The organism is Pseudomonas sp. Leaf58 (genome assembly GCF_003627215.1).
Lineage (GTDB): Bacteria > Pseudomonadota > Gammaproteobacteria > Pseudomonadales > Pseudomonadaceae > Aquipseudomonas.
On the sequence record NZ_CP032677.1, the window covers coordinates 3,110,354 to 3,126,329 of the forward strand.

The window sequence follows — 15,976 nt, forward strand, 5'->3', positions numbered from 1 at the left end:
ACTCATCGTCAAAGCGGACTAGGCGCCCGCCTACCCTGCTGGCGTTACAGCACCGCCCTACGCGCGGCCCACGGGCGGTCCTGCTCCAACTGGCTGGCCAGGCGCAGCAGCACGTCCTCGCCGCCCAGCCGGGCGGTGAACAGCATGCCCACCGGCAAGCCGTTGTCGCTGTGCCCCAATGGCAGGGAAATCGCCGGCTGGCCACTGACGTTGGCCAGCACGGTGAAGCCGGCGCTGCCCATCGCCCGCTGGGCGTAGCTGTCCCACGGCTGGTCGAGGCTAAGCTGGCCCAACGCCGGGGTGAGGTTGGCCGTGACCGGCGACAGAATCACATCGAAACGGGCGAACGGTTGCTCCATGGCCGCGCCAATGCGCTCGAAACTTTGCCGCGCGCGGTACATCGCCTCGCCATTGGTGGCGCGGGCGCGCTCCAGTACCACCTGGGTGATCTGCTCCAGGTCGGCCGGGCCGGCTGCACGCCCCAGCAGCTGCTCGCGCTCGTGAACCAGGCTCGACAGCGCCGTGCCGATCACCGTGCCGTGGGCGCCGAACAATTCGCGCGGGTCCACCTTCAGTTGCAGCTCTTCAAGTTCATGCCCAAGGCCGAGCAACTGCTTGATCGTTTGTTCGAGGGTGGCAGCCACCGCCGCATCGAGTGGCGCCCCGGTCAGCGACTGGCGCACCACGGCCACCCGCAGCTTGCCCGGGGCACGCTGCAGTTCGTCTACATAGGGGCGCTCCAGAGGTGCGCTCCAGTAGGCACTGCCGGCCTCGTGCCCCTGCCCGGCATCGAGGAACAACGCGGTGTCACGCAACGTGCGCGATACCACGTTGCCGACGCTGGCGCCGAACCAGCCCTCGTAGTGCAGCGGGCCGCTGGGGGTGCGATAGCGGCTGGGCTTGAGCCCGACCAGGCCGCAGTACGACGCCGGGATACGGATTGAGCCACCGCCGTCGGTGGCATGCGCCACCGGCACGATCCCGGCCGCCACCGCCGCAGCCGCACCGCCCGATGAACCACCGGCGCTCATGGCCAGGTTCCACGGGTTGCGGGTTTGCCCCCACAGCAGCGATTCGGTGGTGGTGGTCAGGCCGAACTCCGGGCAGGTGGTCTTGCCGAACGGCACCGCGCCGGCCTGCTCGTAGCGGGCGATCAGGGTACTGGTGACACTGGCCGGCGGCGCGTCGCGGAACAGCCTGCAACCATTGCTGGTGGGCGTGCCTTGCAGGTAAGTGTTGAGGTCCTTGAGCAGCAGCGGCACCCCGGCCAGCGCGCCCTTGGCGCTGTCACCGGCACTGCGCCGGCGGGCCAGCAAAGCCCGTGCATAATCCTCGTGCAGCATGTTCACCGCCGCCACCCGGGGGTTGACGGCGGCATGCCGGGCCAGCGCCGCAGCCAGCAGCTCCTCGCCACTGAGGCGGCCAGCGCGCACCGCCTCGGCCATGGCCCAGGCGTCGAGGCTTTGATAGTCGGCTGGCGACAGACCGCTGCCAGCCGCGTCGGCAAAACGCCCTAGCAGGCCAACGCCCACGCCAACTGCGCTGGCTTTGAGCACGCTGCGCCGGGACCAACTGGCCGTGGTGTCGCTGGGGGTGGTGTGTGGGTCTGGGGTTTGGGTAGTCATGGCGTCCTGTTCTTTATTGTTGTGATTACGCATCAGTCGGCAGTGACCTGGGCCAGCATGGCGGCGAGGTAATGCTCGCCGTAGGGCGGCAGCAGCCCCCATTCACGGCGCGGGTCGTGCCCTGGCGCCTGGAACACGCTGCGCGGGTGGCTGAATTCCAGGAAACCCTCACGACCGTGATAATGCCCCATGCCCGAGGCGCCCACACCCCCGAACGGTGCGTCGTGCAGCGCTGCATGCATCATCACGTCGTTAAGCGTGACGCCGCCAGACAGGGTGTGGGCGAGTACCCGCTGTTGCTCGTGCAGGTCGTCGCCAAAGTAGTACAGCGCCAGCGGCCTGGGCCGGCTGTTGATCTGGGCGATCACCTCGTCCAAGGCGTCATAGGCCAGCACTACCAGTGCCGGGCCAAAAATCTCCTCGTGCATGATGTGCGCCTGCGCGGGCGGGTTGACCACCACCTGCAACGGCCGGCGGCGCTCACCCGCGGCCCCGGGGGCGACCGCGGGCATCGCTTCGATGCGCGCGCCGAGTGCCTGCGCGTCCTGCACCAGTGCATCGACCCGCGCCAGGTGCCGGGCATTGACCACCGCGACTACGTCTGGGTTATCGGCAACGGTCGGGTTGAACGCACAGTAGGCGCTGCGCAACTCGGCGACAAAGCCTTCCAAGGCAGCACGGGGCACATAGACCAGGTCTGGGTTGATGCAGATCTGCCCGGCGTTGGTGGCCTTGGCCAGCGCAACGCTGAAGGCCGCCTTGGCCAGGTCGGCAGTGGCCGACACGATCACCGGCGACTTGCCACCCAGCTCCAGGGTCACCGGCACCAGGTTTTTCGAGGCATTGGCCATTACCAGGCGGCCCACCGCGGTGCTGCCGGTGAACACCAGGTGGTCGAACGGCTGAGCGGTGAAGGCTTCGGCAAGGTCCGGCCCACCGGTCACTACCGCCACCTGCAGCGGGTCGAGGTGCGCAGCGCACAGTTCGGCAACCAACGCAGCGGTGCGCGGCAGCACTTCCGAAGGCTTGAGGATAGCCCGGTTGCCAGCGGCCAGGGCCGACGCCAACGGGCTGAACAAGGTGTACAGCGGGGCGTTCCAGGTGCCAATGATGCCCACCGAGCCTTTGGGCTGGTAACGCACCCAGGCCTTGGCACCCAACTGGTCGTAGGGCGCGAACGGTTGCCGTTGGTCATCGGCCATCCACTGCTGCAGATGGTCCCTGGCGTGCTTGAGGCTGGCCAGGGCGCCGATCACATCGTTCATTAGCGTAAAGCCGGCAGGCCGGCCACCAAAGTCTTCGTCAATGGCCTGGGTCAGGACTGCATGGTGGCGCACCAGCAGGTCGATCACCTGCTGCAGGCGCTGGCGACGGCACTCGGCACTGACCGCACCCTCGGCAGCGAAGGCGCTTTTTTGCCGCGTTAACAGGGCGCAAAGCGCCTCGACCGATGACGGAGCGGGTTGCATAGGTGTCTCCTCTGGCTATGAGGTGCGCCCGATGCGCACGGCGCCACACTAGCCATGGCGCCGGGGTTGGCGCCTCGTCCAATCGGACCAGAATCGAGCAAAAGCGTTAGTCCGTTGAGACGATGCCTGGCAAGGCCTGGCGGCCAATACTGAGGCCACGAAAAAGCCACCCGCAAGAGGCCAGCCATGGCAACCCAACAGATCGGTTTTGACCCTCAGGCCTTCCGGGCCGCACTCGGCACCTTTACCACCGGCGTCACCATCATCACCTCCCAGGCCGATGACGGCACGCCGGTTGGCATTACCGCCAACAGCTTCAACTCGGTGTCGCTGAACCCGCCGCTGGTGCTGTGGAGCCTGTCCAAGCAGGCCCGTAGCCTACCGGCGTTCAGCAACGGCAAGCACTGGAACGTGCATGTGCTGTCGATCGAACAGGAAAAACTGTCTGGCCGCTTCGCCACCCAGGGCGAGGATAAGTTTGCCGAAATCGAACTGGATAACGGCATCAGCGATGCCCCGCTGCTGCAGGACTGCACTGCGCGCTTTCAGTGCCGCACGGCCTTCCAGTACGAGGGCGGCGACCATGTGATCTTCGTTGGCGAGGTGCTGGCCTTCGACCACAGCGACCGCGCGCCGCTGGCCTTCCAAAGCGGCCAGTACGCCCTGGCCACGCGCAAACCACGCAGCGAGCTGCGCCTGGCGACCACGCCACCGCCGCCCGAATGCAGCTACACCGAAGACTTGCTGGGTTACCTGCTGGGCCGTAGCCATTACCAGGTGCTCAACCAATTGCGCCACCTGCTGAGCAACCGCCAGCTGGATGAACAGGCCTTCTTCGTCCTGGCCGTGTTGTCGATCCGTGACGACCTGAGCCTCGAAGAACTCAACACCTTCGTCAGCTACACCGGCCACGTGGTCACCCTGGCCGGCATGCGCTTCCTCGAACGCCAGGGCCTGGTGGCCATTGAAGGCGCTGCCGGGCAGCCGCGCTTCGTGCTCACGGCTGATGGCCGCGAGCTGTCGTTGCAGCAAGTAGCCCTGGCCAAGGTGGTGGAGGAGGAACTCATCGCCAAACTGGGCGAAGCCGATGCGCACATGCTCAAGGTACTGCTCAAGCGCTTGATCGTGGTCAGTGACCCCGGCTTGCCCGACCTGTGGGCGCCGCGATGAGCAGCGCCGCGCCGACCCTGCCGGCGACGAGGGTCGGCTGGCGCAGCCATGGCCTGTTGCTGCTGATGGCGGCGGTGTTCGCCGACAACTTCGTTGGCCGGCAGATCCTGGCGGTGATGTTCGAGCCGATCAAGGCCGAGTTCGGCGTGGGCGATAGCGCGTTAGGGTTGATTTCGGGCCTGGCGTTCGCCGCCGTCTATGCCCTGCTCGGCCTGCCCGCCGGGCGCCTGGTCGACCGCCTGCCGCGGGTGCGCCTGCTGGCTGTGGCCTGCCTGCTGTGGGCGCTGGCGACGATGCTGTGCGGGCTGGCGGGCAGCTTTCTGGTGCTGGCCCTGGCGCGCATGCTGGTGGCAGTGAGCGAAGCACCGACCACCTCGGCGTCGCTGTCGCTGATCGCCGACCTGTACCCGCCGCAACGGCGCTCGTTCGCCATCAGTTGCTTCACCGCTGCGCCGACGTTCTCGTCGATCATCGGCCTGAGCATCGGTGCCTGGGTGGTCGAGCAATATGGCTGGCGCACGGCGTTTGTCGCCTTGGGCCTGCCTGCCCTGGTATTTGCCGCCACGCTTGGGCTGCTGGTGCGTGAACCAGCACGCGGCCGCTGGGACCTGAGCGCCCACCCTGCCCCTGCAGTGCGCCTTGGCCTGCGCGCCGAAGCCTCCGCGCTGTGGGCGTTGGCGCCGTATCGCTGGCTGATTGTCGCCGGTGGGCTGACCACGCTGGGCTCCTACGCCGTGGCCATGTGGAATACCAGCTTCCTGGTGCGCTCCCATGGCCTGTCGCTACAGGACGCCGGCATCCTCGCTGGCGTGGTCTGCGGCAGCGCTGCCGGGGTTGGCGGGCTGTTCAGCGGCTGGCTGAGCGACCGCCTGGGCCGCCGCGCCGCACACTGGCAACTGTCGCTGCCCATGTTCGGCCACCTGGCGGCGCTTTCGGCGTTGATCAGCTACCTGTTGTGGCCCAGCGACCTGCTGCTCACCCTCGGTGCCCTGCCGGTACCGGCGGCCATGCTCTGGTGTGCGCTGTACAGCTTCTTTGCGGTGTGGTGGGTCGCGCCGTCGTACAACCTGGTGACGCAACTGGTCCCGCCCCAGCGGCGCGGCACGGCGATGGCCTTGCAGACTATCGTTAGCACCCTGCTGGGCGTAGGTGTCGGCCCCTTGCTGACGGGCCTGCTCAGCGACCTGCTGCAACCGCTGTACGGCGTGCAATCGCTGCGTTATGCGTTGCTGCTGGTCAGCCTGCCGGTGCTGGGTGCGGTGCTGCTGTTGCTGCGCACGTCGCTGCATGTGACGGGGCAAGCCCGGCCAGCGGCCTTGCCCGTGGAGTAACGGCGCTTCAGCGCGGGCGCTGGGCGAAGGCGGCGATGGCGGTTTGCGCCGCCGGTGCCTGCAACAGCGTGGCAAAGGCTTGTGCCTCGGCGTTGATGCGGGCGCTCACTTCAGCCTGCATGCCCAGCTTGAGCAGGCGCTTGGTCTGAATGAGGGCGGCGGATGGCTTTTGCGCAAGTTTGTGCGCCTGGGCCAATGCCCAAGCCTGCACTTCAGCCGCAGGCAACAGGCGGTTGACCCACCCTGCCTGTAGCGCAAAATCGGCATCGAAGGGCTCGCCGGTCATCAGCGCTTCGGCCGCCACCTGGTAGCCCAGCAACCTTGGCAGAAGCAAGGTCGATGCCCCCTCGGGGCACACCCCAAGGTTGACGAACGGCAAGCTGAAGCGTGCGTCGGTGGCGGCGTAGACCAGGTCGCAGTGCAACAGCAAGGTGCTGCCGATACCCACTGCCAGCCCACAGACTGCCGCCACCAGCGGTTTGGGGAAGTCATTCAGGGCATGCAGCAACTGCCACACCGGGGCATGCGCCGCCAAGGGCGGAAACTCGATGAAATCATTGAGGTCGTTGCCTGCCGAAAACACCGAGGCACTGCCCTGCAGCACGACAGCGTGGATGTCGTTGGCATGGGCGGCGCTTTCGAGGATTTGCCTGAGCGCTTGGTACATCGGGGTAGTGAAGGCGTTCTTGCGGGCTGGGCGGTTGAAGGTGACCACCAGGACGCCTGCGGTTTGCTGGGTAAGGATCTCGTGCATGCTGCTCTCGGATTAGCCGGGGCCAGGATTGGTGGGCTACCTATAGAATGTTGAGGCTTGGCCTGAAACGTCCGAATTGAGTAGGCACCTCGGCAACGTACCGAGCCAGCAGTGGATGGAGCCATCTATTGAGATGCCCTCTCCCGTCGGGCAAACTCCGGTTGCTTCATTGGCCGATAACAGGAGTTTAGGGATGCCATTGCCACTGACGGAACATACTGCCTTGTTGGCCGCAAAGGGTGTAGGCATTGACTCGCTTGCGGTGCTCAGCAAAGCGAATGCTTGTGACATCCTGGCTCAGGCGTCGGCAGCAGTGGGATCGACTTGCTGGAAGAATAGCCCCCAGGTTCGGGCCGACATTAACGCGGCCATTGAGCGTGCAAAGGACTCTCAGTTGAGCACCCCTAGTGCGTAAAGCTGATCGCTTATTTCAATTGGTAAATCTAATTCGTGTCCATCAGCCAATCTCTGCTGAACGACTGGCTAGCCGAATTGGCGTTTCCGTTCGCTCAATCTACCGATACATCGACGACCTTTCCTTCAGCGGAATCCCAATCTATGGTACCGCTGGCGTGGGGTATGCCTTGGATGCCGATTTTGAGATGCCGCCTTTAACGTTGAACAGGCTCGAACTGGATGCATTGATGCTTGGGATGGAAATGCTTTCAGCTTCCGCCGATAACGACCTAAGTGCTGCTGCAAGGATGTTGTTGAGCAAAATTTCAGCGTCCATAGTCCATCACAAGTTTGACCCCAGCACGGCAAAAATCAGGGCACTTGGAACCACACCGTCCTCGACCCGTGGCCATTTGGCAACCCTTCGAAATGCCATCGAAAACCCTCAGGCGCTGAAAATAACTTATACCAGCCTGGACGGTGTGGTTTCGCAACGCGTCATTTTCCCCCTTGGCCTTTTCTACTGGGGAGGAAAGTGGACGGTTGGAAGCTGGTGTAGCGCCCGGGCGGCTTACCGCGATTTTCGGGTCGATCGCATAGCCTCCATCGCTATTGCCCAACAACCATCACCCGACAATCCTGCCCTTGATCTCCAAGCGTATATGAAGCACCAAGCAAGCCAGTGGAAAGCGATCACCACTACTGACACTACGCTGTCAGTATGAGCCACTGATAATGGGGACTCCCTCACCCACAGAAGGTCATCCCTATGCAGCACTCATCTCATGTACTCGAATTAGCCATTTTCAAAGTCAAACAGGAATGCGTTGCGCAAGTGCCTGTGCTCCGCGCCGGGCTTCGTGAAACGTTAAAGACTTTTCCTGGTTTGATTGAGTACCGTGCCTACTGCCCGATGAGCGATGACCGAATCTTCGCGGACTTAGCAATGTGGGACAGTCTTGAGAACGCGCAAAAAGTGGCAAAGGCGTTCAACGATGGCGATCCGAGGTTCTCTGAGTATATGTACGCTATTGAAAACCTGACGTTCATGAGTCACCTCGTTCCAGAGATGAGTTGACCCCGGCGGACGGCCAGAGCAAGCAAGAGACACCGATGCCTTTGCTGTCAGGCATCGGTGTCGTCGCTTCCAGTGTAAGTGTTCGCGGGCCATGGCAGACGAGTTAGAACATGCACCAACACTTTTGTAAGCATCCGGGTAAGTCACCGTAAGCGCCTGACATCATCCGTTTCTAGCGTTCCACAGCAGATCCCTACCGGCCCGGCCGCCCTCTGTCAGGTATGCTTCCACCATTCCCGTCCGTAATTTTTTATTGACACCCAAAAAGCCTCTGAGTATCGTCCGTCCTCCCTCCTTTCCGGCTACCTCTGCCGTGAACCGCCCAGGCGTTAACTCGCGAAGCGGTCATACACGTTGCCGACACTTATACGGTCGCTATCTACTGGCGCGCCTCATTTCCGGTATCAAGTGTTAAGGATGATTCCATGATCATTCGTCAGGCTACTAACGCCGACCATCCGCAACTGCTCAACATTTGGCTGCGCTCCGTTCGCGCCACGCATCACTTCCTACAAGAATCCGATATTGAGGCATTGCTCCCTCAGCTCCGCGATATTTACCTACCCGCTGTTGAATTATGGGTTGCGGTAGATGCCGAGGACTGCCCGCTAGGGTTCATCGGGCTGAATGAAAACCACGTAGAGATGCTGTTCATCGAACCCGATCTGCGAGGCCAAGGGATTGGCCGCGCGCTGCTGGATCATGCCCGCAGTTCGCGCAGTCAGATGAGTGTTGATGTGAATGAACAGAACCCCGAAGCGGTAGGGTTCTATTTACATTACGGGTTTGTTCAAACGGGTCGCTCTCCGCTGGATGGCGAGGGCCGCCCCTTCCCCTTGCTGCACCTGAACCTACCCGGCTAGGGCTGTAATCTCATCGCCTTGACCTGGGACTGCAACTGCAACGCCTGTGCCGCCAAGGCACGAATCTGTCGCCCTAAGCGATGGCGTCAGGAAGGCGTGTTTGCAGGGCGCTAACGGCCAACGGCGCCTTCGGCTGTTTATAATCAGGCCCAACCATGCACCCCGCAACCAGGCGGGTGCTCAACACGAGCGTTATCGTTCGATAACGATGCAGGGTACGTCTGGTACAGCTATACAATAGTGACTAAGCTACAAATTGGTCACCGCCTGTCAATCAGCTCTCCCGCAGGGTACGCTTTGAGCATGACTACACATACTCCCCCCACTCCCAGCCGCGGCCCTGCGGACCATGACGTCCGCGAGCAAGTGATCCAAGCTGCGATGGCGCATTTCGCCCACTACGGGTATGAAAAAACAACGGTCTCCGATTTGGCCAAGGCGATTGGCTTCTCGAAGGCCTACGTCTACAAATTCTTTGACTCCAAACAAGCGATTGGCGAGGTCATTTGCGCTCACCGGCTGTCGTTGATCATGCAAATCGTCAATGAATCGATTGCCTCTGCGCCGACTGCATCAGAGAAGGTAAGGCGCCTATTTCGCTGCATTGCAGAAGCCGGAAGCGATCTGTTCTTTCATGATCGCAAGCTCTATGACATTGCCGCAGTGGCCTCGCGTGATCAGTGGCCATCGGTGAAGGCTCACGAGGCGCACCTGCTTCAGGTCATCAACGCGATTTTGCTGGAGGGCCGTGAACGGGGTGAATTTGAACGCAAAACCCCACTGGATGAGGCTAGCCAAGCGGTTTACCTGGTGCTAAAGCCATACGTTAATGCAGCCCAGTTGCAGTACAACCTGGACACAGTCCAGGAAGCGGTCGTGTTGCTACCCGCGTTGATACTGAGGAGCCTAGCGCCTTAGCGGAGCTTTGTGACCATTGACAGATTTGGTCACTAGAATAAGAATGGGATACCTAGATAGCTCTATGAGTAAGGGATCCCATGCGCCTCCATCTCGCCGCCTTAGCCATTTGCACGCTGCCGCTGATCCTGGCGGCATGCGGCGATTCGTACGCCCACAAAGACCCTCGTGACACACCACCACTGGTCAAGGTGGCCACGGTAGAGGGTTCTTTCGAAGCTGCTCGCGCCTTCACCGGTGTCGTTGCTGCCCGTACCCAGAGCGACCTCGGCTTCCGTGTGGAGGGGAAAATACTTGAACGCCTGGTAGATACCGGAGAGACGGTCAAACGCGGCCAGCCCCTGATGCGCCTGGATCCTGTCGACCTCAAACTGCAAGCTCGAGCACAGTTGGACGCGGTAGCATCGGCTAGAGCGCTCGCTAAACAAACGGCGGATGACGAGGCGCGATACCGCAAGCTGGTCGCTGAAGGTGCCGTTTCGGCATCGGCCTATGACCGAATAAAAGCAGCTGCAGACACCGCAAAGGCACAGCTGAGCGCCGCCCAGGCTGAAGCTGATGTGGCAAAAAACGCCACTGGGTATGCCGCTTTGCTGGCGGATGCTGATGGTGTGGTGATGGAAACCTTGGCAGAGCCAGGCCAAGTGGTCAGTGCCGGCCAACCTGTGGTGCGCTTGGCCCGGGCGGGCCAACGGGAGGTCGTTGTGCACCTCCCGGAAACACTACGCCCCGCTGTCGGTTCAGTTGCGCAAGCCACGCTATATGGCAACCCTGCGCATGCAGTGCCGGCAACACTGCGTCTGCTCTCCGAGGCAGCAGATGCTACCACCCGCACATTCGAAGCCAGGTACGTCCTTGCAGGCGCGCTGGCGAACTCGCCGCTTGGTGCCACGATCACGCTGAGAATCGGCCAGCAGCCCCCTGCACCCGAAGCACTCCAGGTGCCTATTGGGTCACTGTACGACCCCGGCAATGGGCCGGGCGTTTGGATGATAGCCGGCGAGCCCACGAAGGTTTCATGGCGCCCGGTCCAGGTACTGAATGTCACTGACAATACCGCACGAGTGGTTGGCGAGCTGGAACCAGGTGAACAGGTGGTTGCACTAGGTGTGCATCTGCTGCGCGATGGGCAACAAGTCCGCACTGCGCCAGCCGCACCCGCGGAAATAGCGGGGAGCCAGCCATGAGCGACTCGCGCTTCAACCTTTCTGCGCTGGCCGTGCGGGAGCGCTCCACCACCCTCTTTCTGATCTTACTGATTGCCATCGCCGGGACCTTGGCATTTTTCAAGCTGGGGCGTGCAGAAGACCCGCCGTTTACCGTCAAGCAGATGACCATTGTTGCCGCCTGGCCTGGCGCCACCGCTCAAGAAATGCAGGACCTGGTTGCCGAGCCGCTTGAAAAGCGCATGCAGGAGCTGCGCTGGTATGACCGCACTGAAACCTACACCCGGGCCGGGCTCGCATTCAGCGTGGTATTTCTGCGTGACAGCACACCACCGTCGCAAGTCCCGGAAGCTTTCTACCAGGCGCGCAAAAAGCTCGGTGATGAAGCCAAGACGCTGCCAGCGGGCGTCATTGGCCCAATGATCAACGACGAGTTCTCGGACGTCACCTTTGCAGTTTATGCCTTGAAGGCTAAAGGTGAGCCGCAGCGCCAACTGGTACGGGACGCGGAATCGCTGCGTCAGCGTTTGCTGCATGTACCCGGCGTGAAAAAGATCAACATCCTTGGTGAACAGGCGGAGCGAATCTTCGTGTCGTTTTCCCATGATCGCCTGGCGACGTTGGGCGTTACACCTCAGGATATCTTCGCCGCCCTTAACAACCAGAATGCACTGACACCCGCCGGTTCTGTTGAATCCCAGGGGCCACAGGTGGTGATACGGGTGGACGGCGCCTTCGACCAACTGGCGAAAATCCGTGAAACGCCTATCGCCGCGCAAGGACGGATCCTCAAATTATCCGATGTGGCGCAGGTACAACGCGGTTATGAAGACCCGGCTACCTTCCTTGTACGCAATGGCGGCGAGCCGGCACTGCTGCTCGGTATAGTGATGCGCGAAGGATGGAACGGCCTGGATCTGGGCAAGGCACTCGATGCCGAGACGACGCAGATCAACGAAAGCATGCCGTTAGGCATGACGCTGAGCAAAGTCACCGACCAAGCCGTAAACATCAGCTCGTCGGTTGACGAATTCATGGTCAAGTTCTTTGTCGCATTGCTGGTGGTGATGCTGGTGTGTTTCATCAGCATGGGCTGGCGCGTTGGGGTCGTGGTAGCGGCTGCCGTGCCGCTGACCTTGGCCATTGTGTTCGTGGTGATGGCTGCAACCGGCAAGAGCTTCGACCGTATTACCCTAGGTTCACTGATTCTTGCCCTCGGCTTGCTCGTCGATGACGCCATCATCGCCATTGAAATGATGGTGGTGAAAATGGAAGAAGGCTATGACCGCCTGAGCGCTTCGGCATATGCGTGGAGCCACACTGCCGCCCCCATGCTCGCCGGGACGCTTGTCACTGCCATCGGCTTCATGCCCAACGGCTTCGCTCAATCTACCGCCGGTGAGTACACCAGCAACATGTTCTGGATCGTCGGCATCGCGCTGGTTGCCTCCTGGCTAGTCGCAGTAGCGTTTACCCCGTACCTTGGGGTCAAGATGTTGCCGGCTATCAAAACCGTGGAAGGTGGCCACGCAGCGATTTACGATACCCGCCACTACAATCGATTCCGCTCGTTACTGGCCCGGGTCATCGCCCATAAATGGCTGGTGGCAGGCGCTGTTATCGGCGCATTGGTGGTAGCGGTACTGGGCATGGGCCTGGTCAAAAAGCAGTTCTTCCCAACCTCCGATCGGCCTGAGGTGCTCGTCGAGTTGCAGATGCCGTATGGCACTTCAATCGAGCAGACCCAGGCCACCGCGATCAAGGTTGAATCGTGGCTGCGCAAGCAAGAAGAGGCAAAAATCGTGACCGCTTACATCGGTCAAGGCCCCCCTCGTTTCTTCTTGGCGATGGCGCCTGAGCTGCCCGACCCTTCGTTTGCAAAGATCGTCGTACTCACTGACAGCCAGGAGGCCCGAGAGGCTCTCAAATACCGCCTTCGCGAGGCTGCCTCAGAGGGGCTAGCGCCTGAAGCGCAAGTGCGGGTGACCCAACTGGTATTCGGCCCGTACTCCCCGTTCCCGGTAGCCTACAGAGTGATGGGGCCCGATAAATCGCAATTGCGCCAGATTACTGCCCGCGTTCAAGAGGTGCTGCATGCCAGCCCGATGATGAAAACCGTGAACAGCGATTGGGGCGCACTTGTACCCACCCTGCACTTCGCGCTGGAGCAAGATCGCTTGCAGGCTGTTGGCCTAACCTCGAACGCAGTAGCCCAGCAGTTGCAGTTCCTGCTCTCGGGCGTACCCATCACGACGGTGCGCGAAGATATCCGCTCGGTGCAGGTAGTAGGCCGAGCGGCGGGAGATATTCGGCTCGATCCCTCCCAAATAGAAGACTTCACCCTTATTGGCGCTGCCGGTCAAAAGATACCGCTGTCGCAGATTGGCGAAGTGAGCGTGCGCATGGAAGAACCCATTCTACGGCGCCGTGATCGCACACCCACGATCACCGTCCGTGGCGACATTGCCGAGGGGCTACAGCCTCCGGACGTTTCCACAGCGATGTGGCACGCGCTGCAGCCGATCATCGCGACGCTACCGGCGGGTTACCGCATCGAGATGGCAGGCTCCATTGAAGAGTCGGGCAAGGCAAGCCAGGCGATCCTGCCGTTATTGCCCATCATGATCGCGCTCACCTTGCTGATCATCATCCTTCAGGTGCGCTCGATCTCGGCGATGGTCATGGTGTTTCTGACCTCACCGTTGGGGCTGATCGGCGTGGTGCCTGTGCTGTTGCTGTTCGGGCAACCCTTCGGGATCAACGCGCTTGTCGGCTTGATTGCGCTGTCAGGCATTCTGATGCGCAACACCCTGATCTTGATAGGGCAAATACACCACAACGAACAACAAGGCCTCGACCCGTTCAAGGCCGTGGTAGAGGCCACGGTGCAGCGTGCAAGGCCCGTGTTGCTGACAGCGCTGGCGGCCATCCTGGCGTTTATCCCACTTACCCATTCGGTGTTCTGGGGCACGTTGGCCTACACGCTAATCGGCGGCACGTTGGTCGGCACGGTCATGACCCTGGTGTTCCTCCCCGCAATGTACGCAATCTGGTTCAAGATCCGCCCGGCACCACAGAGGATGGGTAACACAGCCTAAGGCTGGCGAAATGCCGTTGGCAACGCCAGCCCCTTCGGCACACGCGAAGGGGCTGGTGACTGCCAGGCGCCAGGGTCAGGGAGTGAAGCCCAAACCTGAAGAGAGGTCAGCCCCTTCAGCAGTGCGCCCTGACGAGGTTGGCGGCTTGTCCTTGGTGTGGTCAAGAGACTGCTCGACAGACGCCTTCACCTCGCTGCCTTTGGCCTTGAGCGTGTCGGTCACCCGATCACTGGCGGCCCCCATGAGCTGATCTTCCTTTTCGGTACCGGGCAACGCCGCCCCTAATGCAGCCCCCAAGGCAATACCTAGCGCGGCCAGCACCAGCGGCTGCTCCTGCAGCAGATGGTCGAACTGGCCTTTCAATGCGCTCGCCTGGTCGCCAACCTTGTGCGCGGAACTGCGCAGGGTATCGGCGGACGCGCCCACAGAATCACGCGCACCGCTGCCCAACTCGCTGGCCCGGTCGCGCATGTCATGCGCTTTCATGCGCACTTTCTGGCTGGCATCATGCACCGCCTCCCCCGCCGAGGCGAACGCGCCCTTCACGGTATCCACCGCCTCGCCGAGCTTGTCGCCCAGCCCTGGCCCCGGGTGCACCGGCCCAGGGTTGAACGGGCGGTTCTGGTTTAGCCCCAACCAGGCCAGGCCCAGCACGGTCAGGGTGGCGGGCACGGGGTTATTCTTGAGGGTGGTGCCTAGGTTCTGGAAGAATTCGCCGCCATTGCCCTTGGCATAGGCCAGCAGGCGGTCGACCATCTGGCCTGGGCTAAGCCGCTGCTCCAAGGCATCGACCAGGTCGCTGATATGCTCGCGCTTGGCATTGATTTCCTGCTCGAGCAGGTCCGGGTCTTTGTGCGCCTCATGTTCAAAGGACGTGGTCATGGCAGTTTCCTCTTCAGCGTGTCCTTGTCCTGCTGCATGGCATGCAGGGTACGGTCAGGGGCCAGTTGAGTGGGCGCGAACTGCTTTTTGCCCGACTGCAGCATGACGAAGCCGATCACCACCGTAACCGCCCCGACAATCAAGGCTGCCAGCCATGGCTGGACGACCAGTGCCAAGGCATAGACCGCCGCCAGCAACAGGATGACGAAGCCTGCCAGTACCACGATCGCCCCTGCCGCCACGGCCGCGGTGCCGGCCTTCAAGGTGGCCAGGTTGTGCTGCAGCTCGGCCTTGGCCAATGCCAGTTCCTTGGTGAACAGCTCTGGCACTTCCCGCATCAGCTGACGCAGCAGGCCACCGACGCCGACCGGGTCGTCAGGCGGGGTGTGTAACCCTGGGGTAGTGTGCAAAGGATCTTTGTTCATCATTCGCCTCCTTTCAGCGGGTCGCGCTCGAACGGGCTGCCACTGACTGGCGTGCCGGCACCAGGCCCGATGGGATCGACGGGGGTAAAAGGTTCGCGGGTGGATACGTCACTGCCGCGGTCGGGCGTTACCGGTTGCGTATGCCGGGGCTCGGCCAAGCCAGCCGCGGCAGGCTCGGGCGGGCTTGGCGCATGGGTGGCGCTGGCGCGCATGAAACGCGAAATGGCAAAGCCGACTGCCACGCTGCCGGCCAGGAACAGGGCCGGGTTGCTCCGCGCCAACTGCGCCCCGCGCTGCAACAAGCTTTCGGCGCTTTCGTGGCGCACCTGTTCGGCAAACTCGCCTACGCACTCCGCCGCCTGCGTGAGGTACTGCGAAAGCCCAAGGCTGTCGTTGCCTTGCAGCGCTGTTGCCGCCGAGCGGGCGCCTTCCTCGAGCGATTCGAGCTGATCGGCCGCCGTGTCGCGATAGTGCTCGAATTGCTCGCCGCCCTTTTGCCTGGCCTCACCCAGCAGTGCCCCGGCTTCTTCCCCGATGGCGTGCATGTGGTCTTGGCCGCGGTCGGGTGGAGAGGTCGAACTTTGATCGGTCGTTTCCATCATGACGCCCTCGAAGATGATTGTTGGACAAATGCCGAATTTAGCCGGGCATTCATTCGAAGGACGTAGCGAAGCTGCGCTGAGTTCACTTGCGATGATCTGTGACAGTTGCCCAGCGGCCTAATGGCCGGCGCCCCGGTAACCTCGGGGCGATGCATTGGTGCATGGCCCCAACTACCGCCTGACCGTGGCGGCTGACCCC

At 62.1% G+C, this 15,976-nt stretch carries 15 protein-coding genes; 9 read left to right on the top strand and 6 right to left on the bottom strand.

Going from position 1 to position 15,976, the window contains the following annotated elements; all coding sequences use genetic code 11:
* Positions 1-44: 44 nt before the first annotated feature.
* Positions 45-1,625 carry an amidase gene (locus DV532_RS14405; protein ID WP_056802288.1) on the bottom strand — a complete coding sequence of 527 codons (1,581 nt, stop codon included), beginning with the start codon at positions 1,623-1,625 and terminating at the stop codon, positions 45-47.
* Positions 1,626-1,657: 32 nt separating this feature from the next.
* Positions 1,658-3,094, bottom strand: a complete 1,437-nt coding sequence (locus DV532_RS14410; protein WP_056802291.1) for a coniferyl aldehyde dehydrogenase — start codon at positions 3,092-3,094, stop codon at positions 1,658-1,660.
* A 186-nt stretch (positions 3,095-3,280) separates the two neighbouring features.
* Between DV532_RS14410 and DV532_RS14415 the strand changes: the two genes are divergently transcribed.
* Positions 3,281-4,264, top strand: coding sequence for a flavin reductase family protein (locus DV532_RS14415; RefSeq protein WP_056802293.1), 984 nt, complete (start codon positions 3,281-3,283; stop codon positions 4,262-4,264).
* Positions 4,261-5,595: an MFS transporter gene (locus DV532_RS14420; protein WP_056805298.1), complete on the top strand. Its 1,335-nt coding sequence runs from the start codon at positions 4,261-4,263 to the stop codon at positions 5,593-5,595. Before DV532_RS14415 ends, DV532_RS14420 begins: the two co-directional genes overlap by 4 nt.
* A 7-nt stretch (positions 5,596-5,602) precedes the next feature.
* Here DV532_RS14420 and DV532_RS14425 read toward each other — a convergent pair whose 3' ends face one another.
* Positions 5,603-6,349 carry an enoyl-CoA hydratase gene (locus DV532_RS14425; protein WP_056802296.1) on the bottom strand — a complete coding sequence of 249 codons (747 nt, stop codon included), beginning with the start codon at positions 6,347-6,349 and terminating at the stop codon, positions 5,603-5,605.
* Positions 6,350-6,542: 193 nt separating this feature from the next.
* On the opposite strand from DV532_RS14425, the gene DV532_RS30940 reads away from it, so the two are divergent.
* The 7 genes from DV532_RS30940 (at position 6,543) to DV532_RS14460 (ending at position 13,868) form a co-directional block, all read left to right on the top strand.
* Positions 6,543-6,764, top strand: a complete 222-nt coding sequence (locus tag DV532_RS30940; RefSeq protein WP_056802299.1) for a hypothetical protein — start codon at positions 6,543-6,545, stop codon at positions 6,762-6,764.
* Positions 6,757-7,470 (top strand): YafY family protein, encoded by a 714-nt coding sequence (locus DV532_RS14435; protein ID WP_056802302.1) that lies wholly within the window; start codon positions 6,757-6,759, stop codon positions 7,468-7,470. The genes DV532_RS30940 and DV532_RS14435 overlap by 8 nt, the downstream gene beginning before the upstream one ends.
* A gap of 44 nt (positions 7,471-7,514) precedes the next feature.
* Positions 7,515-7,823 carry a hypothetical protein gene (locus tag DV532_RS14440; RefSeq protein ID WP_019579374.1) on the top strand — a complete coding sequence of 103 codons (309 nt, stop codon included), beginning with the start codon at positions 7,515-7,517 and terminating at the stop codon, positions 7,821-7,823.
* 425 nt (positions 7,824-8,248) lie between these two features.
* On the top strand, positions 8,249-8,686 hold the full coding sequence (locus DV532_RS14445; RefSeq protein WP_056802305.1) for an acetyltransferase: 438 nt from the start codon (positions 8,249-8,251) through the stop codon (positions 8,684-8,686).
* A 303-nt stretch (positions 8,687-8,989) separates the two neighbouring features.
* Positions 8,990-9,604 (top strand): TetR/AcrR family transcriptional regulator, encoded by a 615-nt coding sequence (locus tag DV532_RS14450; RefSeq protein ID WP_056802310.1) that lies wholly within the window; start codon positions 8,990-8,992, stop codon positions 9,602-9,604.
* An 80-nt stretch (positions 9,605-9,684) separates the two neighbouring features.
* Entirely contained in the window at positions 9,685-10,791 is a 1,107-nt protein-coding gene (locus DV532_RS14455) for an efflux RND transporter periplasmic adaptor subunit (protein ID WP_056802311.1), read from the top strand.
* Positions 10,788-13,868, top strand: coding sequence for an efflux RND transporter permease subunit (locus DV532_RS14460; protein ID WP_056802314.1), 3,081 nt, complete (start codon positions 10,788-10,790; stop codon positions 13,866-13,868). The genes DV532_RS14455 and DV532_RS14460 overlap by 4 nt, the downstream gene beginning before the upstream one ends.
* Before the next feature lie 75 nt (positions 13,869-13,943).
* Here the strand turns inward: DV532_RS14460 and DV532_RS14465 are convergent, their stop codons facing one another.
* Genes DV532_RS14465 through DV532_RS14475 form a run of 3 tightly spaced genes read right to left on the bottom strand, consistent with a single transcriptional unit; the run spans position 13,944 to position 15,774 of the window.
* Positions 13,944-14,750, bottom strand: coding sequence for a DUF3618 domain-containing protein (locus DV532_RS14465; protein WP_056802317.1), 807 nt, complete (start codon positions 14,748-14,750; stop codon positions 13,944-13,946).
* Positions 14,747-15,175, bottom strand: coding sequence for a phage holin family protein (locus tag DV532_RS14470; RefSeq protein ID WP_082477035.1), 429 nt, complete (start codon positions 15,173-15,175; stop codon positions 14,747-14,749). The genes DV532_RS14465 and DV532_RS14470 overlap by 4 nt, the downstream gene beginning before the upstream one ends.
* A complete protein-coding gene (locus DV532_RS14475) occupies positions 15,175-15,774 on the bottom strand; it encodes a hypothetical protein (protein WP_056805301.1) in 600 nt (199 codons plus the stop codon). The genes DV532_RS14470 and DV532_RS14475 overlap by 1 nt, the downstream gene beginning before the upstream one ends.
* Positions 15,775-15,976: the final 202 nt, after the last annotated feature.

What these genes read in the sequence shown, in the direction of transcription:
- DV532_RS14405 (WP_056802288.1), bottom strand. Translation starts at nt 1,625, where the DNA reads ATGACTACCCAAACCCCAGACCCACACACCACCCCCAGCGACACCACG.
- DV532_RS14410 (WP_056802291.1), bottom strand. Translation starts at nt 3,094, where the DNA reads ATGCAACCCGCTCCGTCATCGGTCGAGGCGCTTTGCGCCCTGTTAACG.
- DV532_RS14415 (WP_056802293.1), top strand. Translation starts at nt 3,281, where the DNA reads ATGGCAACCCAACAGATCGGTTTTGACCCTCAGGCCTTCCGGGCCGCA.
- DV532_RS14420 (WP_056805298.1), top strand. Translation starts at nt 4,261, where the DNA reads ATGAGCAGCGCCGCGCCGACCCTGCCGGCGACGAGGGTCGGCTGGCGC.
- DV532_RS14425 (WP_056802296.1), bottom strand. Translation starts at nt 6,349, where the DNA reads ATGCACGAGATCCTTACCCAGCAAACCGCAGGCGTCCTGGTGGTCACC.
- DV532_RS30940 (WP_056802299.1), top strand. Translation starts at nt 6,543, where the DNA reads ATGCCATTGCCACTGACGGAACATACTGCCTTGTTGGCCGCAAAGGGT.
- DV532_RS14440 (WP_019579374.1), top strand. Translation starts at nt 7,515, where the DNA reads ATGCAGCACTCATCTCATGTACTCGAATTAGCCATTTTCAAAGTCAAA.
- DV532_RS14445 (WP_056802305.1), top strand. Translation starts at nt 8,249, where the DNA reads ATGATCATTCGTCAGGCTACTAACGCCGACCATCCGCAACTGCTCAAC.
- DV532_RS14450 (WP_056802310.1), top strand. Translation starts at nt 8,990, where the DNA reads ATGACTACACATACTCCCCCCACTCCCAGCCGCGGCCCTGCGGACCAT.
- DV532_RS14455 (WP_056802311.1), top strand. Translation starts at nt 9,685, where the DNA reads ATGCGCCTCCATCTCGCCGCCTTAGCCATTTGCACGCTGCCGCTGATC.
- DV532_RS14460 (WP_056802314.1), top strand. Translation starts at nt 10,788, where the DNA reads ATGAGCGACTCGCGCTTCAACCTTTCTGCGCTGGCCGTGCGGGAGCGC.
- DV532_RS14465 (WP_056802317.1), bottom strand. Translation starts at nt 14,750, where the DNA reads ATGACCACGTCCTTTGAACATGAGGCGCACAAAGACCCGGACCTGCTC.
- DV532_RS14470 (WP_082477035.1), bottom strand. Translation starts at nt 15,175, where the DNA reads ATGAACAAAGATCCTTTGCACACTACCCCAGGGTTACACACCCCGCCT.
- DV532_RS14475 (WP_056805301.1), bottom strand. Translation starts at nt 15,774, where the DNA reads ATGGAAACGACCGATCAAAGTTCGACCTCTCCACCCGACCGCGGCCAA.